General features: G+C 64.4%; 28 protein-coding genes. 13 read left to right on the forward strand and 15 right to left on the reverse strand.

What is annotated here, in order from left to right; all coding sequences use genetic code 11:
* Window positions 1-45: 45 nt before the first annotated feature.
* From FQV27_RS01160 to trpA, 4 genes are read right to left on the reverse strand one after another with little or no spacing between them, the layout of a single operon-like run.
* On the reverse strand, window positions 46-663 hold the full coding sequence (locus FQV27_RS01160) for a lysoplasmalogenase family protein (RefSeq protein WP_147095938.1): 618 nt from the start codon (window positions 661-663) through the stop codon (window positions 46-48).
* Complete coding sequence (locus tag FQV27_RS01165; protein ID WP_147095940.1) at window positions 660-1151, reverse strand: GNAT family N-acetyltransferase; 492 nt, start codon at window positions 1149-1151, stop codon at window positions 660-662. Before FQV27_RS01165 ends, FQV27_RS01160 begins: the two co-directional genes overlap by 4 nt.
* Entirely contained in the window at window positions 1148-1729 is a 582-nt protein-coding gene (locus FQV27_RS01170; RefSeq protein WP_186827178.1) for a VOC family protein, read from the reverse strand. Before FQV27_RS01170 ends, FQV27_RS01165 begins: the two co-directional genes overlap by 4 nt.
* Before the next feature lie 2 nt (window positions 1730-1731).
* A complete protein-coding gene (trpA, locus tag FQV27_RS01175) occupies window positions 1732-2529 on the reverse strand; it encodes a tryptophan synthase subunit alpha (RefSeq protein ID WP_147095944.1) in 798 nt (265 codons plus the stop codon).
* 113 nt (window positions 2530-2642) lie between these two features.
* Between trpA and FQV27_RS01180 the strand changes: the two genes are divergently transcribed.
* Window positions 2643-3968 carry a GH1 family beta-glucosidase gene (locus FQV27_RS01180; RefSeq protein WP_186827179.1) on the forward strand — a complete coding sequence of 442 codons (1326 nt, stop codon included), beginning with the start codon at window positions 2643-2645 and terminating at the stop codon, window positions 3966-3968.
* Here the strand turns inward: FQV27_RS01180 and FQV27_RS01185 are convergent.
* Window positions 3958-5097, reverse strand: a complete 1140-nt coding sequence (locus FQV27_RS01185) for an amidohydrolase (RefSeq protein ID WP_147095946.1) — start codon at window positions 5095-5097, stop codon at window positions 3958-3960. The genes FQV27_RS01180 and FQV27_RS01185 overlap by 11 nt on opposite strands.
* Window positions 5098-5141: 44 nt before the next feature.
* Here FQV27_RS01185 and FQV27_RS01190 point away from each other — a divergent pair, with 44 nt between their 5' ends.
* From FQV27_RS01190 to FQV27_RS01200, 3 genes are all read left to right on the forward strand, one after another.
* The gene (locus FQV27_RS01190) at window positions 5142-5711 is read left to right on the forward strand and encodes a DUF4202 domain-containing protein (protein WP_147095947.1); all 570 of its coding nucleotides are present in this window, start codon (window positions 5142-5144) and stop codon (window positions 5709-5711) included.
* A gap of 75 nt (window positions 5712-5786) precedes the next feature.
* Window positions 5787-6728, forward strand: a complete 942-nt coding sequence (locus tag FQV27_RS01195; protein WP_147095949.1) for a DnaJ C-terminal domain-containing protein — start codon at window positions 5787-5789, stop codon at window positions 6726-6728.
* A 3-nt stretch (window positions 6729-6731) separates the two neighbouring features.
* Entirely contained in the window at window positions 6732-7070 is a 339-nt protein-coding gene (locus tag FQV27_RS01200) for a hypothetical protein (protein ID WP_147095951.1), read from the forward strand.
* 18 nt (window positions 7071-7088) lie between these two features.
* Here the strand turns inward: FQV27_RS01200 and smpB are convergent, their stop codons facing one another.
* On the reverse strand, window positions 7089-7562 hold the full coding sequence (gene smpB, locus FQV27_RS01205; RefSeq protein WP_147096813.1) for an SsrA-binding protein SmpB: 474 nt from the start codon (window positions 7560-7562) through the stop codon (window positions 7089-7091).
* A gap of 206 nt (window positions 7563-7768) precedes the next feature.
* On the opposite strand from smpB, the gene FQV27_RS01210 reads away from it, so the two are divergent.
* Window positions 7769-8248, forward strand: coding sequence for a DUF1579 domain-containing protein (locus tag FQV27_RS01210; protein ID WP_147095954.1), 480 nt, complete (start codon window positions 7769-7771; stop codon window positions 8246-8248).
* A 37-nt stretch (window positions 8249-8285) separates the two neighbouring features.
* Here FQV27_RS01210 and FQV27_RS01215 read toward each other — a convergent pair whose 3' ends face one another.
* Entirely contained in the window at window positions 8286-8777 is a 492-nt protein-coding gene (locus tag FQV27_RS01215) for a low molecular weight protein-tyrosine-phosphatase (RefSeq protein WP_147095956.1), read from the reverse strand.
* Between the two features lie 117 nt (window positions 8778-8894).
* Between FQV27_RS01215 and FQV27_RS01220 the strand changes: the two genes are divergently transcribed.
* From FQV27_RS01220 to FQV27_RS01235, 4 genes are all read left to right on the forward strand, one after another.
* Complete coding sequence (locus tag FQV27_RS01220; RefSeq protein ID WP_147095958.1) at window positions 8895-9314, forward strand: ion channel; 420 nt, start codon at window positions 8895-8897, stop codon at window positions 9312-9314.
* 71 nt (window positions 9315-9385) lie between these two features.
* Window positions 9386-11038, forward strand: coding sequence for a thiamine pyrophosphate-binding protein (locus tag FQV27_RS01225; RefSeq protein WP_147095960.1), 1653 nt, complete (start codon window positions 9386-9388; stop codon window positions 11036-11038).
* A gap of 63 nt (window positions 11039-11101) precedes the next feature.
* On the forward strand, window positions 11102-11962 hold the full coding sequence (gene sseA / locus FQV27_RS01230; protein WP_186827180.1) for a 3-mercaptopyruvate sulfurtransferase: 861 nt from the start codon (window positions 11102-11104) through the stop codon (window positions 11960-11962).
* The gene (locus FQV27_RS01235; protein ID WP_147095964.1) at window positions 11962-13143 is read left to right on the forward strand and encodes an amino acid aminotransferase; all 1182 of its coding nucleotides are present in this window, start codon (window positions 11962-11964) and stop codon (window positions 13141-13143) included. Before sseA ends, FQV27_RS01235 begins: the two co-directional genes overlap by 1 nt.
* A gap of 79 nt (window positions 13144-13222) precedes the next feature.
* Here FQV27_RS01235 and FQV27_RS01240 read toward each other — a convergent pair whose 3' ends face one another.
* From FQV27_RS01240 to ubiA, 3 genes are all read right to left on the reverse strand, one after another.
* A complete protein-coding gene (locus tag FQV27_RS01240; RefSeq protein ID WP_147095966.1) occupies window positions 13223-13558 on the reverse strand; it encodes a hypothetical protein in 336 nt (111 codons plus the stop codon).
* Window positions 13555-15726: an OmpA family protein gene (locus FQV27_RS01245; protein ID WP_147095969.1), complete on the reverse strand. Its 2172-nt coding sequence runs from the start codon at window positions 15724-15726 to the stop codon at window positions 13555-13557. Before FQV27_RS01245 ends, FQV27_RS01240 begins: the two co-directional genes overlap by 4 nt.
* Before the next feature lie 82 nt (window positions 15727-15808).
* Window positions 15809-16771 (reverse strand): 4-hydroxybenzoate octaprenyltransferase, encoded by a 963-nt coding sequence (gene ubiA, locus FQV27_RS01250; RefSeq protein WP_147095971.1) that lies wholly within the window; start codon window positions 16769-16771, stop codon window positions 15809-15811.
* A gap of 11 nt (window positions 16772-16782) precedes the next feature.
* Here ubiA and FQV27_RS01255 point away from each other — a divergent pair, with 11 nt between their 5' ends.
* The 4 genes from FQV27_RS01255 (at window position 16783) to FQV27_RS01270 (ending at window position 19604) form a co-directional block, all read left to right on the forward strand.
* A complete protein-coding gene (locus tag FQV27_RS01255; RefSeq protein ID WP_147095974.1) occupies window positions 16783-17499 on the forward strand; it encodes a 16S rRNA (uracil(1498)-N(3))-methyltransferase in 717 nt (238 codons plus the stop codon).
* Between the two features lie 216 nt (window positions 17500-17715).
* Window positions 17716-17916 (forward strand): DUF1127 domain-containing protein, encoded by a 201-nt coding sequence (locus tag FQV27_RS01260; RefSeq protein WP_246132956.1) that lies wholly within the window; start codon window positions 17716-17718, stop codon window positions 17914-17916.
* A gap of 237 nt (window positions 17917-18153) precedes the next feature.
* The gene (gene msrA, locus FQV27_RS01265; RefSeq protein ID WP_147095977.1) at window positions 18154-18735 is read left to right on the forward strand and encodes a peptide-methionine (S)-S-oxide reductase MsrA; all 582 of its coding nucleotides are present in this window, start codon (window positions 18154-18156) and stop codon (window positions 18733-18735) included.
* A complete protein-coding gene (locus tag FQV27_RS01270) occupies window positions 18735-19604 on the forward strand; it encodes a 50S ribosomal protein L11 methyltransferase (RefSeq protein WP_147095980.1) in 870 nt (289 codons plus the stop codon). The genes msrA and FQV27_RS01270 overlap by 1 nt, the downstream gene beginning before the upstream one ends.
* 26 nt (window positions 19605-19630) lie before the next feature.
* On the opposite strand, the gene FQV27_RS01275 is transcribed toward FQV27_RS01270, so the two are convergent.
* The 5 genes from FQV27_RS01275 to FQV27_RS01295 form a co-directional block, all read right to left on the reverse strand.
* Window positions 19631-21583, reverse strand: a complete 1953-nt coding sequence (locus FQV27_RS01275; RefSeq protein ID WP_186827181.1) for a DUF2207 domain-containing protein — start codon at window positions 21581-21583, stop codon at window positions 19631-19633.
* Between the two features lies 1 nt (window position 21584).
* Complete coding sequence (locus tag FQV27_RS01280; RefSeq protein ID WP_147095985.1) at window positions 21585-22139, reverse strand: LemA family protein; 555 nt, start codon at window positions 22137-22139, stop codon at window positions 21585-21587.
* An 82-nt stretch (window positions 22140-22221) separates the two neighbouring features.
* The gene (locus FQV27_RS01285; RefSeq protein WP_147095987.1) at window positions 22222-23655 is read right to left on the reverse strand and encodes an FGGY family carbohydrate kinase; all 1434 of its coding nucleotides are present in this window, start codon (window positions 23653-23655) and stop codon (window positions 22222-22224) included.
* Entirely contained in the window at window positions 23652-24866 is a 1215-nt protein-coding gene (locus FQV27_RS01290) for an FAD-dependent oxidoreductase (protein ID WP_147095990.1), read from the reverse strand. Before FQV27_RS01290 ends, FQV27_RS01285 begins: the two co-directional genes overlap by 4 nt.
* Complete coding sequence (locus FQV27_RS01295; protein ID WP_147095992.1) at window positions 24856-26232, reverse strand: NAD(P)/FAD-dependent oxidoreductase; 1377 nt, start codon at window positions 26230-26232, stop codon at window positions 24856-24858. Before FQV27_RS01295 ends, FQV27_RS01290 begins: the two co-directional genes overlap by 11 nt.
* Window positions 26233-26255 lie beyond the last annotated feature (23 nt).

Here is a 26255-nt window from a genome sequence, read left to right on the forward strand (position 1 = left end):
GCGGCTTTCCGTGCCGGACGCTAGGCGGGCCGGTCGCTGCCACGGTCAGCCCGATGCGCCGATCAGGATCAGCGCCTGCCCAAGCCAGTAAAGCGGCCAGAGCGCCAGCGACAGCATCCGCTGCGCGCGCACCGCGCTTGCGACAAACAGTCGCAGCGCCAGCAAAAGATCGGACATGACGAACAGAACGGCGCCGGTCAAGGCTGGTATATGCACAGGCGAAAGCGTCATGGCGGCAGCGCCCATCGCCGCGATGATCCAGATATAGGCGCGCACCGCGCCCGTCAGATCGCCGGTGCGGGGCAGCAACCAGCGCTCGGTCGAGAGTGCAAGCGCCAGAAGCGGCGCTGCCCACAGCGCATGGGCGGCGTTCGCGGGCGTGAACATCCACATCGTGTAAAGCAGATGACCTGCAGCAAAGGCCGCCATGCCGGCCAGAAAGGCGCGATCGCCGCGCCGGGTCAGGAAGAAATCGCCAAGCGCACCGCAGAAAAGCCCCAGCACCACCAGCGCCGGCGCGCCATTGGCCAGTCCCGCAAGACCAAGCAAGGCAGTGGCCCCCGTCTTCGCCGCGCTCGCGCGGGGACCGGGCCGCTCGCTCGCCGCGCCCCAAATCTCGTAGCCAAGCGCCAGCATCGCGGCGAGGCCCAGCAGGACGCTCACCCCGTCAGATCCTTCCCCAACAGCACGAGGTCATGCCATGCGCCGAACTTGTATCCTGCAGCCGGAATGCGCCCCCATTCCTGATAGTCGTGGCGCAGGTGAAAGACGATCGACGACGCGTTCGATCCCGTCACGGCCCCGATCATCAACCTCGCCCCGCCGTCGCGCGCATGAGATTCGACATGCCTCAGCAGGGCAGCGCCAAGACCCGTGCCGCGCGCATCGGGTGCGGTATAAAGCGTATGCTCCATCGTATGCGCATAGCCGCCGCCATTGCGAAACTGGCCATAAGCGGCGAATCCGGTGATGGTTCCTGCATCTTCTGACACAAAGCAACCGTGCCCGGCATCCTGCTTAGCGGCGATATAGGCACGGATTTCGGTATCCGTCCGCTCGGTCGGCCAGAAGGTTATGGCGGTATCGCGCACGATGGGGTTCCAGATCGCGCCGATGGCTGCGGCATCTTCCGGGCGTGCGTCGCGGATCACAGCGTCACCTTGCCCTTTGGTGTCGAGATATGGGCCGCGATCCCCGGCTCGCCCTTCTGAATCGACAGGCGCGGGTCTTTGAGGTCCTGCAGTTTCGGCGGCTGCGGATGCGACAGATCCAGCCGCAGCAAGCGCAAACCCTGATCCGGCATCCGGTTCGCGGGGTGCGGCCCGTCGCCCCAGTCGATGCGCAAGGGATCAAGCCCGCCCGCATCCGACATCCCGCTGTCGGGAATGGCGATACGCCAGTTTAGGTCGCCGCGCGATGCCTGCAAGATGTTGCTGCCCTGCGGCGCTTTCAGCGGCTTAGCCTGACAGACCCAGGCGACCAGCCGGGGCGGGCCGCGAAAGTCGTCCAATCCGAACCAGCGCGGATAGGGTGGGGCGTCTGCCTGCGGATCAATCGCGATCAGTTCGATATATTCGCCAGCACCCATGCGCCACAGCCGGTTATGCGTGCCCATGAAGGCGTGCTGGCCGCCGGGTTCGGGTGCGACACCCAGCAGGCCGGCCAGCCATCCCTCGCCTTCGGGCAGTGTTTGGGCGGCAACGACGATGTGATCGAAGAACAGCGCCACGCCTAGCCCCGATGCGCGCCTTCGGCCAGCGAGGCGACGAAATCCAGCACCTCGGCCACGGGGCGGCCCTCTCCGATCTGCTTGACGATGGCGCTGCCGACGACTGCGCCGTCTGCGACCGATGCGATGGCCTGCGCCGCCTCGGGCGTCGAGATGCCGAAGCCCACCACGACCGGCAACCCCGCCGCTTCGCGGATGCGCGCCACGTCAGGCGCGACGGTCGCGGCGTCGGCTGACGCGCCGCCGGTTACCCCGGTGACGGCGACGTAATAGACGAAGCCCGAGGTGTTCGCGACCACCGCAGGCAGGCGCTTGTCGTCTGTTGTCGGTGTCGAAAGGCGGATGAAGTTCAGCCCCGCCACCTGCGCGGGCAGGCACAGCTCCGCGTCTTCCTCGGGCGGCAGATCGACGACGATCAACCCGTCGATGCCGGCGTCAACCGCATCGGTCAGAAACTGATCTACCCCGCCCTTGCGGGCATAGATCGGGTTGTAATAGCCCATCAGCACGATCGGCGTCTTGTCGTCTCCCTTGCGGAATTCGCGCACCATCGCCAGCGTTTCCGAAACGCTGCCACCAGCGGCAAGGGCGCGGTGGCCCGCAGCTTCGATTGTCGGGCCGTCGGCCATCGGATCGGTGAAGGGCATGCCCAGCTCGATAATATCGACGCCCGCTTTCGGCAGTCCTGCAAGGATCTGGGCCGAGGTTTCGCGGTCGGGGTCGCAGGCCATGACATAGGCCACGAAAGCCTTGCGGTGATCTGCCCGAAGGCGTGCGAAGGTGGCGTCGATTCGGCTCATGTCAGTCTCTCCGTCGTTGCGAAGGGCGTAGCGCGTGGGGGGGCCGGGATCAATGCGGGGATTGGCGCGGCTGCGCGCGCGGCGTAGGAATGGCGAAAGAACCGGAGTTTGCCATGACCAGCCCCATGCCCACCCGTGCCGATTTCCCCGAAGGCTTCCTGTTCGGCGTGTCCACCGCCGCCTATCAGATCGAGGGCAGCCGTTTCGGCGGTGCGGGGTCCAGCCATTGGGACACGTTCGCAGCCACCCCCGGCAATGTCACCAATGCCGAAGGCGGCAGCGTTGCCTGTGACCATTATCATCTGTGGGAACAGGATCTGGACCTGATCCGCGATGGCAATTTCGACGCCTATCGCTTTTCGACAAGTTGGGCGCGGGTGATGCCGGATGGGGAGACGGTGAACCCCGAAGGGCTGGATTTCTATGACCGGCTGGTCGATGGGATGGTGGCGCGCGGGCTGGTGCCGTCGCTGACGCTCTATCACTGGGATTTGCCGTCTGCACTGGCGGTGCAGGGTGGTTGGGCCAATCGTGATATCGCGGCGCGTTTTGCCGATTATGCCCGCGCCGTCATGGCGCGTATCGGGGACCGGGTGGTAATGACCGCGACGCTGAACGAGCCCTGGTGCGTGGCCTGGCTGTCGCATTTTCTGGGCATCCACGCACCCGGCCTGCGCGACATTCGCGCTGCGGCCCACGCCATGCATCACACGTTGCTGGCGCATGGCACCGCAGTTCAGGCGTTGCGGGCGGATGGGCACAAGAACCTCGGCATCGTGCTGAATTTCGAAACCGCGCATCCCGCCAGCCGCAGCGCGGATGACATGGCGGCGGCAGCGCGGCAGGATGCGATCTATAACCGCTGGTTCATCGAGGCAGTGACCGGTGCCGGCTATCCCGGTCCCGCGCTGCAAGGGCTGCGCCCGCATATGCCGGACGGGTGGGAGGCGGATATGGACCTGATCGCCGCGCCCATCGACTGGATCGGGGTCAACCATTACACCCGCGCGCTTTATCGCGCGACGAACGGTCCCTGGCCTGCGGGTGAGGCGGTGCCGGGACCGCTTCCGAAAACGCAGCTTGGCTGGGAAATTCGCCCCGAGGGGTTGTTCGAATTCCTGCTGCGCGTCGGTCAGCAGGCAAAGGGCGTGCCGGTCTATGTCACGGAAAACGGCATGGCCTGGGATGACCGGGTGCTGGACGGCCATGTCAGCGACGACATCCGGCAGGGCTATATCCGCGACCACCTGACCGCAGCACTTGGGGCGATCAAGGCAGGTGTCGATCTGCGCGGCTTTTTCCAGTGGTCGCTGCTGGACAACTACGAATGGTCGCATGGCTATGGCCCGCGCTTCGGCATTGTCCATGTCGATTACGAAACGCAGAAGCGAACGCCCAAAGGGTCGTATCTGATGCTGCGGGACGCGCTTAGCCGGTAAGCTCGCGCGCGATCCGTTCGAACAGCCTGACGGATGGCGCGATCAGATCGTCCGGATAATCATAGTTTTCCGCGTGAAGCGGCGGGTTGTCCTTGCCTGCACCCAGAAGGATCATCGCGGTTTTTGCCCGAGCGGCGAAGCGGCCGAAATCTTCAGAGGCGCGCATGGGCAGGCCGTCAGGGGACAGGTCTATCCCGGTGGCTTCGGCGGCGCGCGTCATGATCTTTGTGGCTTCGGGATGGTTGATGGATGCCGCGAATTCGTCTTGCCAGTCGAAATCTGCATTCAGATCGTGTATTGCCGCCGCATCGGTCACAATCCGCATCGCCTCATCCCGCAGATCGGCCATCGCCTCGTCGCGCTGGCTGCGCAGCGTCACCCAGATTTCAGCGGTGCCGGGGGTGATGCCGAAGGCCGGCTCTCCCATGTTCAGATGGGTGATCGTGACCAGCCGAAAACCGGGATCGCTGACGCCGCCCTGCGCCAGTGCCAGCAGCGCAGGCAGGATCGCCGCGATGGCAAGCGTGGGGGTGCGCGCCTTCTCCGGCTCTGACGCATGAGAGGTCGCGCCAGCCAGCCGCACCCGCATCCCGACCGAGGCGCAGTTGACCGCCCCCGGCGCCAGCAGCGCGTGACCCATCGCCACGCCGGGATAGTTGTGGATCGCAAAGCCGTAATCGAACGCTGGCAGTCGCGGATCGGCCAGCATCGCGGCAGAACCCGCGCCGTTCTCCTCGGCCGGTTGGAACAGCAGCCAGACCGTGCCGCGCGCGGGACGTTGACGCGACAGCATCCGCGCCAGCCCGACGAGGCCGATCATATGCCCGTCATGGCCGCACAGATGGGCGATGCCTTCGGTGGTGGAACGGTGGGGCAAACCCTGCGCCTCAACGATCGGCAGCGCGTCAAGCTCGGCGCGAAACATCACCGACGGGCCGGGCGCGGCACCGCGAAAGGCTGCGACAACACCTGTGCCGCCGATGCCGGTCAGCACCTCATCAGCGCCCAGATCACGCATCAGACCTGCCATCCGCGCGGCGGTCGCGCCTTCCACGCCTGACAGTTCCGGGTTCTGGTGAATTTCGCGGCGCAGCGCGGTCAGTTCGGCAATATCGGCATTGGTCAGCATGAATAGGACATGACACGGCCGCAGACGCGCGGCAAGATGCGGGCATGACACAGAAACTCGACCAAGCTTTCGCCCGGATCGACGCCGCAAATGCCGAAGATCCTCACCTTGAAGATGGCCAGCCGGCCGAGCTGCTTTACGGTCAGCGCATGACCGAAGAACAGCGCGCGCTGTATCCTGATGCGTCCGAACCGCTGCAGATCGCCTGCCGTGGCCAGCATATCGAACGCTGGAAGCTGCCGCGCAAGGATTACCCGGACGACCGCAAGGGCTATCTGGCCTGGCGCGTCGAGCAGGGCCGCCGTCATGCTGCCCGCGTGGCAGAAATCATGCGCGAGGTCGGTTATGACGAGGCCGAGGCTGACCACACCGAAAAGATGCTTCGCAAGGAAGGCATAAAGCGTGATGACGAGGTGCAGGCAATGGAAGATGTCGCCGTATTCACCTTCATGCGCCACTATATGGCCCCGTTCTCGGAAACCCAGACCGAGGAGGAGATGGACCGGATCGTCCGCCTGACCGCACGCAAGATGTCCCCGATGGCACGGGCGCGGGCGCTGGAGGTGTTTTCGGTGCCAGAGCCTCTGGCCGCTTATTTCCGCGATGATGGGTGAAGGCGGCCTTGCCTTGCGGCGCTGTGAAACCCTGCACGCGGCGCGCGTTTGCTTCGAAATCAAGAAGGCATTTAGATGGATGACCCCTACAAGGCCCTTGGCCTGACGAAATCAGCCAGTCAGGACGAGATCAAGAAGGCCTATCGCAAGATCGCCAAGACCGATCACCCCGACCTGAACCCGGACCCCGCCGCGGCCGAGCGTTTCAAGGCGGCCTCTGCGGCTTACGATCTGCTGAAAGACCCCGATCAGCGCGCGCGGTTTGACGCGGGCGAGATTGATGCGACCGGGCAGGAGCGTGCGCAGCAGCGCTACTATCGCGACTTCGCCGAACGCGGCGACAATCCCTATCGCCAGTATTCCAGCGCCGGATATGGCGACTTCTCGGACGTGTTCGACGACCTGTTCGGCGGGCGTGCCGGCGGCGGCATGGGCGGCAATACGAGTGGCGGCTTCGAGGGCTTCCGGCGTTCCGGGGCCGGGCAGGGCTTTGACATGCGCGGTCAGGACATGCGCTTTGATCTCGATGTCGATTTCATGACTGCGGCCAAAGGCGGCTCGACGCGGATCGTGCTGCCCGGCGGGGATGCGCTGGAAGTGCAGATCCCCGAAGGTGCCGAAGATGGGCAGACCATCCGTCTGCGCGGCAAGGGCGGTCCCGGCTACGGCAAGGGGGCGGCTGGCGACGCTTATCTGACGCTGCATGTGTCGCCCCACCCGGACTGGCGGCGGGACGGCAACGACGTGACAACCACCCTGCCGATCACGATTGACGAGGCGGTTTTGGGCGGCAAGGTCGAGGTGCCGACGCTGGACGGCGCGGTTTCTATGAACCTGCCGCGCGGCGCGAGTTCGGGTCAGAAACTGCGCCTCAAGGGTAAGGGGATCAAGGGCGGCAATCAATATGTGGAGCTGAAGGTGGTCCTGCCGCCGCAGGTCGATGACGAACTGGCCGAGTTCATGCGCAAGTGGCGCGAGGATCATGCTTATGATGCGCGCGGCCGGAAGGGGGGATAAGACATGGCACGCTATACCGCTGACGAACTGATCGCCGTGATCGAAGATCTGACCGCGCCCCGCCTGACCCATTATGTCGAGATGCGCGCCGTCCGCCCGGTCCTGTCCGACGGTGGCGAAAGTTTCCGCGAGATCGACCGCGCCCGCATCCAGCTTCTGTGTCATCTGACCGAGGATTACGGGCTGGACGGCGATGCGCTGTCACTGGTCATGCAGATTCTGGACGAAATGCACGGGCTGCGGGGCGAGGTGCAGGCAATGATGACGGCCCTGGCCGAGGAACCTGACGAATCCCGCCAACGCATCGCCGCCCGGATACGTCACGCGCGCCGGCTGGACTGAACGGGGCGGAACGCGCCGTTACTGGTTCTGCTTCAGCAGCCGCTGCTTCTGGCGATTCCAGTCGCGCTTGGCCGAGGTTTCGCGCTTGTCAGCCAGTTTCTTGCCCTTGGCGACGCCGATCTTCAGCTTCACCAGCCCGCGATGGTTGAAATACATCACCAGCGGCACCAGCGTCATGCCTTCGCGCCCGACCGCCGCCCAAAGCCGCGCCAGTTCCTTCCTGGAAACCAGCAGCTTGCGGTGACGGCGTTCGTCATGGCCGAACACGCCTGCCTGCAGATAGGTCGAGATATAGCTGTTGATCAGCCACAGCTCGCCATTTTCGATGCTGGCATAGCTTTCGGCGATATTCGCCTGACCCGTGCGCAGGGCCTTGACCTCGGACCCGGTCAGCATGATGCCGACCTCCAGATCACTTTCGATTGCGTAATCGAAGCGTGCCCGACGGTTCTCGGCGATGACTTTGTAATTCGGATCGGTTTTCGGTGCCATGGTCGGGCAGAGATAGGGGCAGGGGACGGCGAAGTAAAGATGCGCAGGGCGCGGCGGTGCGGCGTCCATATACCTGTGGGCCGCATCCTTCGGATTTCGAGTTGGTTCGGCCGGGGCAACTGGCAGCAACGCTTGCAGATGCCAGTTGCCACAGCGTCGCACTTGTGCTGACCATGGCTGGCGGATTGCAATCTCAGGATGGATCGATGTCAGACCCGGCAGGAATTTCGCGCGATTTTGACTTCGAGTTCGGCCAATGGCGCGTCCATCATCGCCGCCTGAAAGAACGGTTGGTCGGCTGCGACGACTGGGACGAATTTGCTGGTACGTCCGAGACCCGACCTGTGCTGGGCGGGAACGGCAATATCGAAGATAACCTGCTTGAATTTCCCAGCGGCCCTTACCGCGCCGTCGCCATTCGTGCTTTTGATCCGACCAATCGAAACTGGGCGATTTGGTGGCTGTCGGCGACAGACCCTCATCAGATCGATACGCCGGTCGTTGGAAAATTCGAAGATGGTGTGGGATCATTCTTCGCGAACGAGACGCTGAACGGTAAGCCGATCATTGTCAGGTTTCTTTGGCTGCGGACCGATACCGAAACGCCTCGATGGGAGCAGGCGATGTCGCCGGATAACGGTGCGAGTTGGGAGACGAATTGGACCATGGATTTCCGGCGCCTCTGACCACTCTTCCGCGCTGGTTGGGACGGTCTTGCGGGTCCTAAGGCTCGTCGGAACTCTTGTGCTTAGGTTCGCCCAATTTCCCAAGTAAGCCTGCTGCCCCCGCTGCGACCTGCTGCCATGCTGCCGCGAACTCCGCCAGCCCACCGTGATAGGGATCGGCGACGGAACGTCCTTCCTGTCCGGGTACATGATCGAGGATCAATGACAGTCGCGCGGTCGCATTCCTTGGCGCGATACTGCGCAGATCGGCCATGTTTTCGGCATCCATCGCGATGATGTGGTCAAAATCATAGAAGTCCTGAGCGTCGATTTGCCGCCCGCGCAGATCAGAAATATCGGTTCCATGTTTCGCCGCTGTCGATTGCGCCCGCCGGTCGGGTGGCGCGCCGATATGCCAGCTGCCGGTGCCTGCCGAATCCGTGCGGATCTGCACGCCCGCGCGCCGTGCTGCGTCACGCATCGCGCCCTCGGCCATGGGAGAGCGGCAGATATTGCCAAGGCAGACAAACAGGATGGAAGGCGTGGACATGGGTTCCTTTCAGCGGCGCGGTCGGGGGCAGGCTAGCGTGCTGCTGCGGGAAAGGCCAAGGATTGTTGTGGCAGACCCTGCGGCTTAGGCTGCGATGCAAAGAACGCGAGGTGTGCCATGTGGTTTCAGATTGCGCTCGGGTCCGTGCTGATGATGGGCACGGTCGTGCTGGCCGGGCTGACGGTCTGGCTGCTGGAATGCCTGATGGGTCGCGTCGGGGGCTGGTTCCGGCGCGGTCGCGCGGGCGTCAAGCTGATGCTCGGGGTCATGGCGATGTCGCTCTGGGCACTTTTCACGATCACTCTGGCGGTGTGGCTGTGGGCCTTTACGTTTCTGCATCTCGGCGCTTTCGGCACGATGGAGGAATCCGCCTATTTCACCTTGGTTACCTTCACGACGCTTGGCTATGGCGATGTGGTTCTGCCGCAGGGCCTGCGCATTCTGGGCGGGCTGGCCGCAGTGAACGGGATGCTGAATATCGGCATTCTGACGGCGATCCTGCTGGAAACCATCCGCCAGTTGCGCCAGCAGCAGTGATGCCTTTGCGCTTGCAGTCATGCGGTGCATTTGGTCCAGTCGACCGCGAACGATTTCAGCAGGGGGCGAAAATGGCACGGCACGGCGGACAGGTTCTGGTCGATGCGCTGAAGGCGAACGGGGTCAGCCGGGTCTTTTCTGTTCCCGGCGAAAGCTTTCTGGCAGTGCTGGACGGGCTTTACGAAAGCGGCATCCAGAATGTCGTCTGCCGTCAGGAAGGCGGGGCCGCCATGATGGCAGAGGCCACGGGCAAGCTGACCGGTCGCCCCGGCATCGCCATCGTGACGCGCGGCCCCGGTGCGACCAATGCCAGTGCGGGGGTCCATGTTGCGATGCAGGATTCCACGCCGATGATCCTGCTGATCGGCCAGATCGCACGCACCGATCGCGACCGAGAGGCCTTTCAGGAGGTAGATTACCGCGCCATGTTCGGCCCCTTGGCGAAGTGGGTTGCGGAAATCGACGATACCGACCGCATCCCGGAATACATGGCCCGCGCCTTTCATCTGGCCATGTCTGGCCGCCCCGGCCCGGTCGTGCTGGCCCTTCCCGAAGATATGCTAAGCGCTGCGACCGATGCCACCGATCTGCCGCCTGCACAGCCGGTGATGAACGCGCCTTCGGATGCTGCCATTGATGCTGTAATCGCAGCGCTCGCGGCGGCAGAGCGTCCGCTGATCGTGCCGGGCGGGTCGATCTGGTCGGACAAGGCGGCGGATGATCTTGCCCGCTTGGCTGCGGCTTGGGATGCGCCTGTCGCGGTGCCCTTCCGGCGGCAGGACCATATGGACAACCGTCTGCCGCAATATGTGGGCGATCTGGGCGTCGGCATGAACCCGCAGCTTGGCGCGGCACTGCGCGAGGCGGATCTGGTGATCTCGCTGGGCTCACGCATGGGCGATACCCTGACCAATGGCTATGCGCTGATGAACCCGGCGGGGCAGGGGCGGCGGATCGTGATGGTCCATCCCGACCCGGATGAGATCGGGCACCTGTGGCGCGCCGATCCCGGTATCTGCGCCGATCCGCAGGCAATGATTGCCGCATTGGCCGCGCGTCCTGCCGCAAAGCAGTTCAGCGCGTGGACCGCCGATCTGCGCAGCCGCTACGACGCATGGCAGCAGCCGAAGCCCACCCCCGGCGCGGTGCGGATGGAGGAGGTCGTGGCATGGCTGTCCGCGAACCTGCCCGAGGACGCCATTCTTACCAATGGCGCGGGCAATTACGCGGCCTTCCTGCACCGCTATTTCCGGTTCAAGCGGCCTTTCACGCAAGCCGCGCCCACTTCGGGCAGCATGGGCTATGGCCTGCCGGCCGCGATTGCCGCCAAGCTGCAATTCCCGGATCGCACCGTCATCTGCATGGCGGGCGACGGCTGCCTGCAGATGACTGTGAACGAGCTTTCCACCGCCGCCCAGCATGGCGCAAATGTCATCGTGATCGCCTGCAATAACGGTCAATACGGCACCATCCGCATGCATCAGGAACGCCATTATCCCGAACGTGTTTCGGGCACCGCACTTGCCAGCCCTGATTTTGCGGCACTCGCCCGCAGCTATGGTGGGCATGGCGAGGTGGTGACAGCGCAGGATCAGTTCCCCGATGCCTTCGCGCGCGCTGCCGCCTCTGGACGGCTTGCGGTGATCGAATTGCAGCTTGACCCCGAGGCGCTGACCAGTTCTGCCACACTCAGCCAGATTCGCGCATCCGCGCAGAAAGGCTGACGCAATTCTGTTGCCCCCTGTTTGCCGCAGCGTTACAGACGGGCCGCAACCTGGCTGTAGGAGATGCGCGTGACCGACGATCCGAAAACGCTGGTATCGACCGCGTGGCTGGCCGCGCATCTGGATGATCCCGATCTGCGCATTCTGGATGCAAGCTGGCACATGCCCGCCGCTGGCCGCGACGCGAAGGCTGAATTCGAGGCATGGCACATCCCCGGCGCGCGCTTCTTCGACATTGATGCCGTTTCCGATCAGGCCAGCGATCTGCCGCATATGGCGCCCTCGGCGCAGGAATTTGCGCGGCACATGGCGGCGCTTGGAATTTCCGCCGATCAGCAGGTCGTGATCTATGACCAGTCGGCCACCCGCAGTGCCGCGCGGGCGTGGTGGACCTTTCGGCTGATGGGGCATGACAAGGTTGCCGTTCTGGACGGAGGCCTTGCCAAATGGCTGGAAGAGGCGCGCGACGTCAGCACCGACCCGACCGAGGTTGAGGCGGCAGACTATCGCCCGAGCCGTCGCGCGGAACTGGTGCGGGACGCAGCACAAGTGGCAGCGGCATCCGCAACCGGCGACGAACATATCGTCGATGCGCGTGCAGCCGATCGCTTCCGTGGTGACGCACCCGAACCCCGCGCGGGGCTGGCCAGCGGGCATATCCCCGGATCGCGTAACCTGCCGTTCGGTCAGATATACAACAGTGACGGCACCATGAAGGACACCAAAACGCTGCGCGCACTTTTCGAAGGCGCAGGCATCGACCTGTCGCGCCCTGTCATCACCAGCTGCGGATCGGGCGTCACTGCCGCCTCGCTTTCGCTGGCGCTGGAACGGCTGGGCCACAAGACGCATTCGCTCTATGACGGTTCCTGGACCGAATGGGGCGCATTACCCAACGCAAATATCGCAACCGGAGACGCATGATGCTGGGCAATCTGAAGCCGCAAGCCCCCGACAAGATCCTGTCCCTGATGGCCGAGTTCAAGGCCGACACACGGCAGGGCAAGATCGACCTTGGCGTCGGGGTCTACAAGGACCCGACCGGGCTGACGCCAGTCATGCGCGCGGTGAAAAAGGCCGAGCAGAAAATCTGGGAAACCCAGAACACCAAATCCTATACTGCGCTCGCGGGCGAGCCCGAATACCGCGACGCCATGTCGTCGATGGTGCTGGGCGCGCTTGGCGGCGACCGTGTCGCCTCGGTCGGGACGGTCGGCGGCACGGGCGCGATCCGTCAGGCGCTGGAACTGGTGCGGATGGCGAACCCGGATGCGGTGATCCATGTCTCGGACCCGACTTGGCCTAACCATGTCTCGATCCTGAACTTCATGGGTCAGGCATATGAAATGTATCCCTATTTCGATAACGAAACCCGTGGTATCGCGTTCGAAGCGATGCTGGACGGAATCGGAAAAGCCAAAAAGGGCGATGTGGTTCTGCTGCACGGCTGCTGTCACAACCCGACCGGCGCGAACCCGACGGCCGAACAGTGGGACGCCATTGCCGAAAGCCTTGAAAAGACTGGCGCCACGCCGCTGATCGACCTTGCCTATCAGGGCTTTGGCGACGGGTTGGACGAAGATGCCGCCGCCACCCGCATGATTGCCGAACGTCTGCCGGAAGTGCTGATCGCCGCGTCCTGCAGCAAGAATTTCGGCATCTATCGCGAACGCACCGGCATTCTGATGACGCTGACGAATGACGCGAAGTCGCGTGATCTGTCGCAGGGGGCTATGGCCTATCTGAACCGTCAGAACTACAGCTTCCCGCCCGATCATGGCGCGCGGATCGTGTCCACCATCCTGACGGATGACGCGCTGAAAGCCGACTGGAAGGCCGAGTTGGAAGAGGTGCGCCAGACCATGCTGGGCCTGCGCACGCAGCTTGCGGACGAATTGCGCACCCTGTCGGGCAGCGACAAGTTCGACTTCATCGCGCGCCATCGCGGCATGTTCTCTCGGATCGGGGCGACGCCGGAACAGGTGGCCAGGATGAAAGAGGATGCCGGGATTTATATGGTCGGGGATTCGCGACTGAACATCGCCGGGCTGAACCGCGATACCGTGCCGATCCTGGCCCGTGCCATTGTCGAAGCGGGCGTCTGAGACAGCGCGCCACATCAGTCTAGTCAACAAAAAGGGGCCCGCGCGGCCCCTTTCATCATTACAAAGCGGTCATGCAGAGTCAGTTCGCGCCGGGCGTGATGTGCCGCTCGATATAAGCGCGCAGTTCCTCGATTTCTTCGCTGGCCTCTTGCAGCGCGCCCCGCGCCGTCGCGAGTTCAGAAGACGAGAATGCCAGCCGTTCATGCATCGCCGCCTCTCGGGACTGGTTTTCGTCGGTCGCGCGTTGCAGGGCCGCTTCCGCGTCATGCAGATCCGCCGCAAGACGGTTGAGAACGCCAAGTTCGGCGCGTCCGGGCCGTGTGAAGCGGCTGACCAGCCAGCAGGCGAACCAGCCCAGAAGAAAGGCAGCAAACAACGTCAGCGCAATCGCAATGGTCAGATTGTCGTGGCTCATTGCGCGTCCTCCTCTGGGGGTGGCTGGGTGCCGGTTTCGTCGTTCAGCGCACTTACGTCATCGGGGCGATCGGGCGGGCGCGGCGTGTCGGGTGTGGCTTCCTGAATCGTGGCAGGCGGCTCGATCCTTGGCGGGCTCGACAGGATCTGCACCTCGTCGCCCATCGGGTCGGGGATGCCGCGTTCGCCGGTCAGATCGGTCGCCGACAGGGCTTCGGGGGCATCTTCGGCCGGTTGGGCGCGACGCAGCGTTTCAGCGGCAGCCTCGGCCGAGGGTGTCTTGCCCGCGATCACGGGGACCGAAGCGACAGGCACGCGAACCGGATCGGGAGAGATCAGCGTCACCTCGATCCGACGATTTGCCTCGCGGCCTTCCTCAGTATCGTTTTCGGCGATGGGGCGCGTCTCGCCATAGCCCTGTGCGACCATATTCTGCACTGCAAGGCCCGCATTGCGCAGCGCGTTCAGCACAGAATCAGCCCGTGCGCGCGACAATTGCAGGTTCGATTCGTCGCCACCCTGCGCGTCGGTATGGCCTGCAATTTCCATCCGGTAATCGCCGCATTCGGCAAGGATCGGGCGCATTTCCTCGATCACCGGCTCGATATTGCCGGCGATGATTGCGCCGCCCGGCTCGAACCCGATTTCGGATTGCAGCATGACCGCGTTCAGGCGGTCGACGCAGCTTGCACCGCTTGGCAGCTCAAGCGTCGGATCGCGGAAGCGGTCATAGGCAATGGCGAGTTCGTAATCTGCACCCTCGCCAAGCCGCGCGGCCAGTGCGGCAATCGCCTTTTCGGGCGCAACGCGGTCGCCGCTGACACCGCTCAGACGGATCATCTGATCGGTGACTTCCAGAAGGCCTTCGTCGATCACGCCCACCGCGTCGAGGCCCGCCATGACGCGCAGCGCCCAGCCGTCGCGCAGCGCGGGGTTCACGCTCAACTCGCCTTCGACCGGACCAAGCTGCGCGCGGGCAAGCGACTGCACCGTTTCACGCATGGTAGGATCGGGGATGACGCCCGAAATCGTGCCCTGACCAGCCGAATCGATGGAAGCCGTGAAAGTCGGCGGACCCTCTGCTGGCGCCGGTTCGGCCTGCGCGGAACTGAGCGTCCAGCCGTCCGGCAGTGCCGATGTCAGGCGGTTCATTTCCCCAGTCAGCGCGTCGGGCGCGACCTCGGCTGCGGCGGTCATACGAATGCTGCGGTCGTTGATTTCCAGCGTGCCGGCGCCCAGACGTTCCAGTGCCGCAATTGCGGCACTGGCGGCTTGAACCCAACCCGCGGGCGCACCGATGCCAAGCGCGCATTCGGCATCCGTGCCCGCACCGGCAGCTTTGGCAGCCGACAGAATCGTGTCGCGCGCCGGCGCACTGTCGGCCGCGCAGGTTTCCAGCACCGCCACCCCCTCGGCGTCGCGGCTGATGCGCAGGAGATAGGGCGCGATAACCGGCAAGGGGGCGGTCACGGTGATTTCGGTCGCGAGATCTTCCGGCGCCGAGTTTCGAAGCTCGGCATCGAGACGCGTCTTGTCATCCGGGCCATGCACATTCGCCTCGATCCGCACCCTGCCGGGCGTGACCGATATGGTGCCCTGATCGATCATCTGGGCCGCGCGAACCGCGTAATCCAGCGCCGGCTGCCATTCGTCGGGCGCGGGGAAAGCCGCAGTGCTTGTCAGATCGGCGACGCTTATGTCGCCCGAGGTCAGCTTTTGCGCCAGCGCCGTGCGATCCGTGCGTGCCGGGACAAGACCGATCAGCGAGGTATCGTTCCCCTGCCGCATCACTTCAAGCGTGAAGTCGGGCGGGTCGAGCATGTCGCGCTGAGCGATCTGCATCTCGTCGATGATCCGGCGATCATCGACGATGCCGCTCGCGGTGGTCAGGACCCGAAAGCGCGCAACCTCGTCAGGTGCGGTGCCGCTCAGTCGGACATTCAGCCCGTCCGTGCGCACCGACGCCCAGCCCTGACCCTCAACGTTCAGCGCCTCGCGGACCTGGCGGGCCGTGCTGGTTTCGATGCCGGTGGCGATGCGTGTCGCCGCCTGCCAGCTGCCGACCCCTGCACCCGCCAGCAGAACAACTGACACAAGAAGGCCGGCCGCGCGGCGCTTGCCGGGCTGCGCGCGTTCTGCGCTTTGTTCATCTGTCGGCTGATCGTTCATGGCATCGGGTTACTCAGCGCGGGAGGCGTTGTAAATCATGGAGTTTCACACAAAATTGTGTCAACCCGCCGCCGTGCCTGCATCACGACAACGCGCCCGCCAGAAGCCCTGACAGCCCGAGAAATACCGCAAGCACAAGCCCCGCATCCCGGTTGGACCGGAACAGCACAAGCTGAATCTGATCGTCATGCAGATCCAGTCGGTAAAGCTGCCAGACCAGATGCGCGGCGAAGCCGGTCAGGCCGAGCATCGCAATTGCCCAAGGTGCGCCGGAAACGCCGGTCGCCGAAATTGCGATGGCAAGCAACACGACCGACAGCGCCCCGAAACCGGCAAGCCAGCGCGGGGTGTCGTCGCCGAACAGCCGCGCGGTCGAGCGTACCCCGATCAGGGCGTCATATTCGGCATCCTGATGCGCGTAGATCGTGTCATAGAACACCGTCCAGGCAATTCCGCCAAACCAGGCGATGACAGGTGCGGCATCAAGTCCGCCACGATGTGCGGCATAGGCCAGCATTACTCCCCAGTTGAATGCGATGCCCAGAAACACCTGCGGCCACCAGGTAAAGCGTTTCGCGAAAGGGTAGATCGCGACCGGCAGCAAGCTCAGCACGCCAAGCCAGATCGCCGCGCCGCCAAGCGTCAGCAGCATCGCCAGCCCGGTGAGGGTTTGCAGCCCCATCCAGATATAGGCGCCGCGCAGCCTGACTTGACCCGACGGGATCGGCCGGTTGCGTGTGCGATCAACCGCGCCGTCAATGTCGCGGTCGGTGATGTCATTCCATGTGCATCCGGCCCCGCGCATTGCCACGGCCCCGATCGCGCAGGCGATATAGATCCACAGATCGAACCAGCGCGGCGCACCGCTCATCATGGCCAGCCCGATACCCCACCAGCAGGGCAGAAGCAGCAGCCATGTTCCGATCGGGCGGTCGAGCCGGCTCAGCCGCAGAAATGGCCGCCATTGCGCAGGCGCACGGTGATCGACCCAGTTTCCGCTGACGGCATCGCGCACGGCATCTGGTATTTGGAATGCGGGTTTCATAGGACTGTCCCATGTCGAATGTCAGGCTTTTCATAGATCACCCTCTTGCCTCGGGGCAAGCCGTGGCGCTGAACGCGGATCAGGCGCATTACCTGTCGGGCGTCATGCGATTGCCCGCCGGTTCGCAGATCGAGGTCTTCAACGGTCGCGACGGGGCGTGGCAGGCCAGCATTACTGCTGCCTCGAAGCGCGGCGGGGCGTTGTCCATCGGCGAACAGACCGCCATGCAGCAAGATCCGCCCGATCTCTGGCTGCTTTTCGCGCCGATCAAGAAGGCACGCACCGATTTCATCGTCGAGAAGGCTACCGAGCTGGGGGTCGCGCGCATCCTGCCGATCCAGACTGAATTCACGAATGCCGAGCGTATTCGCCAGGATCGCCTGCAGGCCCATGCGGTGGAGGCGGCAGAGCAATGCGGGGGCACCTTCGTTCCGGACGTCGCGCCGCTGGTCCCCTTGTCGCGGCTTCTGGATGGCTGGGACCCTGGGCGCCGCATTCTTTGGGCGGACGAGGCGCGGGTCGGGCCTGCCGACACGTTGTCCGATCTTCGGCGCGGTCCCTGGGCGGTGCTGATCGGGCCGGAGGGCGGCTTTTCCGAAGCCGAGCGGTTGCGTTTGGCGGGCTGCGATTTCGTGACTCCCGTCAGCCTAGGGCCGCGCATCCTGCGCGCCGATACCGCTGCGGTTGCCGCTTTGACGCTGTTTCAGGCGCATCTGGGCGACTGGTGACGCTGCGTCGCAGCGTTAGCGGTCACGAAACCGGACGCTTTCGAAGCAGAATTTCGGTCAAAAAATGAATAAAATACAGATAAATCCGTGATTTATTCCCATACTGCATAGCGGCTTTGCAACAACTGGGGCTGGTTGCAGATGCAGCATGGTCCTAAATTCGGGTCATTGATGAAACGCGCCTGATCCGGCGCAGAGCGAAGTGAGGATGTTGAAATGACCACGATGACCCTGAACGCGACCAACGGTTCCGCCAATGAAGGCTTCGGCCTGTTTGCCCGTATCACCGAAAGCCTGCGCGTCTGGCTGGCCCGGATGGAAACCCGCGCCCAACTGGAACGCCTGAGCGAGCGTGAACTGGCTGATATCGGCATGTGCCGCGCAGATATCGAAGATGTGGTGAACCACCGTGCCTGACACAAGCGCCACGGCGCCTGTCAACCGAACCCCGGCCTTGCAGTAATGCGGCCGGGGTTTTTCTTTGCCGCATCAGTGCAGCAGTGACCGCATCGGACCCGTCTCGGGCAGATGCGATCTGCGCGACGGCTCTGGCTTTTCGGGGGCGCAATACCTTAATGAGCATCATGAATGCGATACCGGCGCGAACCACACCCGCTTGTACCGCGTTGTCGCTGACGTTCAGGAGGTTAAGTTATGGCCAATCACGCGATTTTCGACCGTCCGATGGATGCGCCCGTCCCGAAGGGATTTGAGCAGGCGATTTTCGGGATGGGGTGCTACTGGGGTGTCGAACGGCTGTTCTGGGAACAGGAAGGCGTCTGGATGACACAGGTGGGCTTTGCGGGCGGAACCGTGCCGAACCCGACTTACCAGCAGGTTTGCGAAGGCGGCACCGGCCATGCAGAGGTTGTCCACATCGTCTATGACCCCGAGCGCATCAGCTATGACCATCTGTTAAAGCTGTTCTGGGACAATCACGATCCGACGCAGGGCAACCGCCAGCATAATGACGTGGGCGATCAGTATCGCTCGCTTATCATGTATTACAACGACAGCCAGAAGGCGCTGGCAACGGCGTCGAAGACCGATTACGACAACCGCCTTGCCGTGGCCGGCAAAGGCAAGATCACCACCGAAATCCTGCCCGTAAGCGAGTTCTTCCCCGCGCAGGAGCCCGATCACCAGCAGTATCTGCACAAGGTGCCGGACGGCTATTGCAACATGCGTGGCACAGGCGTCGAAGCCGCGATGCCGGAAGGACACGAGCTTCCCTGATGCCGACCTGGACCGCCCTGACCCATATCGCGGGACGCGATGCCGCCGAAACCCTGGCAGAGCTTTGCGATGACCTGACGCCCGAACCCGTCGGCTCTGGCATTTTCGAGATCGAAGATGGCAGCGACCGGTGGGAAGTCGGCGTCTATTTTACCGAAAGCCCGGACGAAATCGGCCTTGCCCTGCTTGCTGCAGCGCAGGGCGCTAATCCGTTCGTCGTCAGCGAATTGCCGGATGTCGACTGGGTGGCCCATGTCAAACGCGAACTGACCCCGGTCGAGGCCGGTCGCTTCTTCGTCTATGGCAGCCACGATGCCGACAAGCTGCCGCCGGGCCGCGAGGGCTTGCTGATCGAGGCCGCGATGGCATTCGGCACCGGACATCACGACACAACACGCGGCTGCCTTCTGGCGCTCGACCGGATGGTTGCGGAAGGCTGGCAGCCGCATCGCGTCGCCGATATAGGCGCCGGAACGGCTGTTCTGGCAATGGCGGCGGCGCGGGTCTGGCCGGGCGTGATCCTTGCCTCGGATATCGACCCGGTGGCGGTTGATGTTGCCGCAGCCAATGTGATCGCGAACGGGCTCGATGGCAGGGTTGTCTGCATTCAGGCGGTGGGCTTCGATCACCCCATGCTGGATGATGCCGCGCCGTTCGATCTGGTATTCGCCAATATCCTGAAACAGCCCCTGATCGACCTGGCCCCGGACATGGCGCGCCATATCGACCACGGCGGCCGCGCCGTGCTGTCTGGCCTGCTGAGCACGCAGGCCGACGAGGTCATCGCGGCTTACGAACAAGCAGGTTTCGCGCTGGAACACCGCGATGATCTGGGCGAGTGGTCAGCGCTGGTGATGCAGCGGGGCTGACCGTGGAAGGCCGCGCGCGGGGGGCATTACCAGCCGCCCCCGCCGCCACCTCCGCCGCCCCCACCGGACGAGCCGCCTGAAGATCCACCCCCCGACGACCCCCCGGACGAGCCGGAGAATGCGGACGAGGACGATTCGCTGACGGGAAGCGATGCCGTCAGGCTGGATGACAGGCTGCGTTCCAGCCCCGAACCGGAGACGCCGCCACTTTCATAGAAGCTGAACAGATCGTCGCGGTCGCGCAGGCGCGTAATACTCTCCGCCGCAGTGCCGGCGGCCGCGCCGACGGCTGCGGCAGACAGCCATTCCCGAAAGCGGTCCAGCCAGACATCTTCCATATCCAGCGCGATCGCGTAGGGCAGCAGCTTTTCAAACCGCGCTTCCGACAGCGCCGCATCCGCACCGAATTGAAGACGATCCTTTTCGGCGAGCCGGATATAGCGGCGAAGCCCCTCTATCTGGTCCAGACGCCGGCGACCTTCCGGCGTCGGTCTGCCAAGGATCGGCACGAAGATCACGATCATCAGGATGATCGCGGCAATCGCTGCTGGTGCCATGTATTCGCCGCCCGCTGCAAAATGCGCAACAAGCGGTGTGAGGGCCAGCGGGCACATCACGATGATGCCGAGGATCAGCGCCAGCCACGTGACAGGCGTTCGGCGACGCGGACCCCTGAAGATCAGCGCACGAAGCATCACGACAAGCAGCAGCAGCGCCAGCAGAAAGCCCAGCATGGTGCCCTGAAGCGGCGTTCGCAGCATGACCGGTATCAGGATCAGCAGCGGAACGCTCAGCAGGACACCGACTGTCGCGCTGGCGATGCCGGCGCGATAAAGATCCAGCGCCTTGTAGCTTTCCCATATCTTGTCGTGAACGCGGGTCATCAGGGCCAGAAGCGTCTTGCCGTTGGCCTTGGTCAGGTTCAGCTTACCGTCATGGGTGTCCATCAACGCAAGAATCTCTTGCTGTTCGCCGGGAAGATCGTCTGGCGCGGGTGTATCGAGACGCGTGAACCCGGTTGAATTGCCGCTGCGGTGTATTCGCAGAAGCCCGCGCGAGGCGAGTTCGATCATCGACAGCGTCAGCGCCTGCGTTCTGTTCGGCGGGCTGCCATCCCATACGGTCTGTGTCAGCGCCGCCGACATGCCTGCGGGCCGGTCCCAGCCCGGCACGATCACGCCCGGCTTCGGATCGCGCCCGCTCAGCCACCAGGCGGTGATGAAATAAATCGCCAGCAAGGCCGCACCGCCAAGGCCAAGAAGCCCGGCGCGATGATCGCGGATGAACCATGTCCGGCGCTGTTCGCTGCTAGGCGCGGCAATGGCACCCTTTGCCAGGCTGACCGCGACGGTCAGCCCTTCCCTTGGACCAAGCGGCTGGGTGGTCTGGAACGTCACCGTGCCGTCGGGCGTCTGCCATTCCTGCGAATTCCGCTCGGTCGCGCCGTAAGGGCCGGTCCAGGCCCCGAGGCCCGTAATCTCGGCGCCCTCTGGCGGGCGGATACGCGCGACCGCGCGGTCGATCGGGAAAAGCCATTCGGTGCCGGTCGCGTTCCAGTAGATCTCGTCATGATCGTCAAAGAACCTGACCTGCCGGTCGGTTCTGTACTCGATGACGTAGTCATGCTCTCCTTGCGACAGCATGTGGTTCGCATCGCCGATATAGAGGCGCGCGTATTTCGCGTGAGGCTCGATGCTGAACGGCTCGGGCTGGCCGTCGCGGGTGACCGAGATGACATCGAAGCCGACGCGGTGATTGCCCCGGTCGTCGCGAAACAGAAGCGGAAAATCGCGAAAGATTCCGCGCCTGATGCGCTCGCCCTCGGCGCGGACTCGGATGCTTTCGGTGACGGTGAAATCGCCGTTCGCCGCGACCGTGACATCGCTTTGATAATTCAGGATGCGTTCGTCGGCGCGGGCAGGTATGGCCGCGATGACAATCAGAATTGCTGCGGCAAGAACCCTTTTCAATCGGATCATGTCAGAACCGGACCTGCGGAACGGCGCGATCGCTGGGGTCCTCAAGCTCGAAATAGCTTGCATTTTCAAAATCGAAACGCTGCGCGATCAGGGTTGACGGAAAGCTTTCCATCTTGATGTTCAGGTCGCGCGCGGCGGCGTTGTAATAGCGCCGGGCATGCTGAATATCTTCTTCGATCTCATCCAGCGAGGCGTGCAGGTCCTGAAAGTTCTTGCTGGCCTTCAGATCGGGATACGCCTCGGCTACCGCAAACAGCCGGCTTATTGCCGCGCCAAGCTGGCCTTCGGCGCGGGCTCGGTCGGCGACGCCGGGGGCGGTCGCGGCTTGCGCACGGCTGCGGGTGAGCGCGTCCAGCAGACCCGCTTCATGCGCGACATAGCCCTTCACCGTCTCGATCAGGTTCGGCACAAGATCGCTGCGACGCTTCAGCTGCACGTCGATGCCGCTCCACGCCTCTTTGCTGCGCTGCCGCGCGGCGACAAGGCCATTGTAGAGCAGGACCGCCCAGATCACGAGGATCAGTGCAATTGCCAGGATCAACAGTAGCCACACCATGAAACAACCTTTCGGAATGCGGTCGGGAATATAACTTTGGCGCAGCCTAGCGGCTGCAGGGCCGGATGCAACGGGGGCTGGTCTAGTCGTCTGCCGATGGCAGCGTCTCGGCACTGAGCGCGGCGATTGCGTCACGCAGGCGAGAAAAGCGGGCGATCCGGTCCCCGGCCTTGCTGCGATCGCCGCTGATCGGGGGAATGGGGTCGGGCGGCGCGGTCGTCGGCCGCGAAATGCCTTCGGCCGCGAATGTCATATCGGCAAGGCCAAGCGCCGTCGCCTCAACCGTGCGGGCAGGGCGAATCGGCTGGGTCAGCAGCCCGGACAGGAAGCGCAGCAGATACGCGTTCCGGGCCAGCCCGCCATCGACCGAGATCGCGCGAAGTGGCTGCAGCGCGTCAATCGCCCGTGCGGCCTCTGCCACGCGCAGGGCAATGCCTTCCAGAAGCGCCTGCATCATGTCGCGTCGATCCGTCGAAAGCGTCATCCCGAACCACGCGCCCCGCGCCGCACGGTCCCAGTGCGGACAGCCAAGGCCCGCAAGTGCTGGCAGGAAAAGCAGCCCCCGATCTATTGCAGATGTGCCGGGAAAGGCGTTGATTTCATGATAGTCCGAGAACAGGCCAAGCGATTTCGCCCAATCGACCGCGGCCGCCGCCGCATAGACCGCGCCATCAAGTGCGTGGCAGGGCGGCGCACCCGGAAACTGCCAGGCGATTGTGGGCAGCGGACCGGGGCTTTCGGGGCGGATCAGTCCGTCTGTCAGGCATTGCACGAAGGCACCGGTGCCAAAGGTGATCTTCGCGTCACCGGGCGCGCGGCAGCCGTGACCGTATAGCGCGGCCTGCTGATCGACGATACTGACCGCCAGCCGTGCGCCCGACGGCAGGCGTCCGAACTCGCCAGCCGTCGGCGTGATCGCGGGCAGCGCGCTGATCGGCACCCCGAAGATCCGGCAAAGCGTTTCGTCCCATTCGCCTTTTTCAAGGTTCATCAATGAGGTGCGCGACGCGGTCGCGATATCGGTTTCGAACCGTCCGGTCAGGCGGTCACGGAAAAAGGCGTCGGTGGTTCCCAGACGCAGGTGTCCGGCGCGGGCAAGGCGCTGCGCTTCCGGAACGTGCCGCATTATCCACCCCAGCTTCGAGGCCGAGAAATACGGGTCGAGCGGCAGCCCTGCGCGGGCCATGACCTCGGGCCCCGCGCCGCCCTGTCGCAGTCGGTCGCAGTCGGCCGCCGTCCGGTCGTCCTGCCAGACAATCAGCGGACCCACCGGGCGTCCGTCGCGCGCATCCCAGCCGAGGCAGCTTTCGCCCTGATTGGCGATGGCCACAAGGTCGGCCTCGCATCGCAGCGCGATATCGAGGCTTTGCAGCAGTTCATCCGGATCATGCTCGACATGGCCGGGTGCAGGCAGAATCTGGCGATGCGCGCGCTGCATGACCGGGTGCAGCACTTGCCCGTCATGGATCATCGCACGCGTCGAGGTCGTGCCCTGGTCTATCGCCAGCACTTTCATGTGCTGTCCTCTATCGTCAGGATCAGCGGGCCGTTGAGGGCATGCGCTGGCAAGGGAAGCATGACGCGCCGCTCTGGCCGGGCATTGATGTGGCGGCTGGCCAGTATGGTTTCGCCCTGACGAAGTTGAAGCATGCCGCGCACGGGCCTGCTGACGCGAAGCTGAAGCTGGTCATGCGATCCCGGACCGGGCGCCAGCAGCAGCTGCGGCAGCGCATAGCGGATCGCGTCGCTGGCAATCTGGACGGGGTGGGCCGATGCCGGATCAGGCAGCGCGCCACCAAGAAACGCATGGATCGCGCGGGCGGCGCGTTTCCCTTCGGCCCAGCATGCACCTGCCGTCTCGACCGGGCGAAGCAGGTTGCCAGCGGCGAAGTAGCCGGGCGCGAAGCAGCGTCCGAAACTGTCGATCACCGGACCCGACGTCCCTGCATCGCGGGGCGCGCCCGCCGCCGCCAGAAGCGCGGCTTCCGATCGGAATGCCCCGGTCAGAACCACCCCATCGCAGTCCAGATCGGTCATGCCCCGCGGCGTGTCGAGCGTGACGCCGGCGACCCGGTCCCGACCGTGAATGGCGGCGATCCGGGTGTCGAGGTGAACCGGCACGCCCATCACACGCGGCAGCAGCGCCGCAGGGGCACGCGCGAGAATGGCGGGACCGGCTTCGATCATCGCGGCAGGTCGCGCGCCCGCCTGCCGGCAGGTCAGCAGGGCGGAAAAGCTGACAAGTTCCGTGCCGAGGATGACAGGGCGGCGGAACGGGATCTGGTGGTTCAGATGGACGATCCCCTGCAGCGCCCCTGTGGGCATGACCCCGCCGGGCTTCGTGCCGCCGATCATTCGTTGAATTCTGCTCGACTCGCGGGTGCCGGTCGCCAGCAGCACGCAGCGCGCATCCAGCATGAACCGGCCCTCCGGACCGCTCAATTCCAGCAGCGGGCCGTCGAACAGGGCGGTTGCCGACATGCTGCACAGGATTTCGGCCCCGGCTGCGCGCGCCTCATGCGCAAGGCGCGCAGCATAGGCGCTGCCGCCCATGATGCGGCGGAACTCTCGCATCCCGAACGGCGAATGTCCGCAATGACGGGGGATGCCGCCCGGCACCGCATCGCGCTCGATCACGACGACGCGCCCCGCGCCCAGCCGTCCAAGCTCGGCCGCAGCTGCCAGACCAGCGGGGCCGGCACCGATGATGGCGACATCAGTCTGCATCGCCGTCCCCGCAGGTCATCGGCTGGGTAAAGCGGCCATCGGTCAGGCGCGCAAGGGCGGCCATGCAGCCGAACCCCTGACAGCGCCCCATTGTCACGCGCGTGCGCCGCTTCAGCCCGGCCAGCGAATGTGCGGGTGCGGGTGCCGTCAGCGCCGCCTCGATTTCTCGGGATGTGACAAGCTCGCAATGGCAGACGATCCCGCCATGTCCGGCGGTCTGCCAGTCGCGCGTCACGTCCTGCGACAGCGGCGGCATATCGGGCCAATGCTTCGGCTCTGCCGGCGTTATACCGCAGAGCTGGCCAAGGTGGCGCGCGATCCCCAGTGCCGCCGAAAGCCCGGTGGACCGGATGCCGCCGACCGTGATCCGCCCCAGAGAGAGATCGGCGTCGATGCGGTAGCCCTTTTCTTCCGTCGCGGGACGCAATCCGGCATAGGCGGCCGTGACCTCATGACCGGCCAGTGCCGGCAGGATTCGCGCGCCTGTCTCGCGCAGCCTCTCAAGGGTTTCGGGTACAAGCGCCGCGATGTCACGGTCTGGCTGTTCTTCTGCGGTCGGACCGACCAGCAGATTGCCGAACACGGTGCGGCAGACGACGACGCCCTTCGTGGTCTTTGTCGGCACCGGCAGAAGGATATGGCGGGCAAGGCTGGCGGCGGGCTTGTCGAACACCACGAACTGACCCTTGCGCGGCCGGATGTCGAACCTTGCGTTGCCCGTCAGTATCTTGTCCACGTGATCGCCCCACAGACCCGCGGCGTTGACGACGAGGCCCGCTTCGATCGGACCGGCAGTCGTGGCGAGCGACCAGTGATCGGCGTGCCGTTCGGCCCCGGTCAGTTCGGCGCGGCAGCGCAGCTCTGCGCCATGCGCGATTGCCTGATACAGATAGGCATGGGCTGCTGACCACGGATCAATCAACGCCTCGCCCGGAACGCGAAAGCCCGCCCGGACATGCGGTGAAAGCTGCGGCTCGGCCGCAAGCAGCGCAGCTTTGTCCAGGGCTTCGACGTCGGTGACACCGTTCGCGCGCGCCTGTGCCATCAGCGCGGGCAGGGCGGCCTCCTCATCCTCGGTCCAGGCGAGGACGAGCGCGCCGCACGCATCAAGCGGCAGGTTCATTCGCTGGTGGATCGCCAGATATTCGGCGCGCCCATCGCGGATGCAGTCCAGTTCCAGCGTCCCCGGCGGCGCGTCAAAACCGGTATGAAGGATGGCGCTGTTGCCCTTCGATGCGCCGTCCAGCACGTCATGCGCCTTCTCCAGCAGGATGACGCGCGCGCCGTCAATCGCAAAGCGCCGCGCAATGGCGCAGCCGACGATACCCGCGCCGATGATCGCAATGTCGTAAACCGGCCCGGACATTCCATCTCCTGCGCGCGGTGAGT

Origin of the sequence: Paracoccus aurantiacus, from assembly GCF_007993065.1 — a bacterium.
Lineage (GTDB): Bacteria > Pseudomonadota > Alphaproteobacteria > Rhodobacterales > Rhodobacteraceae > Paracoccus > Paracoccus aurantiacus.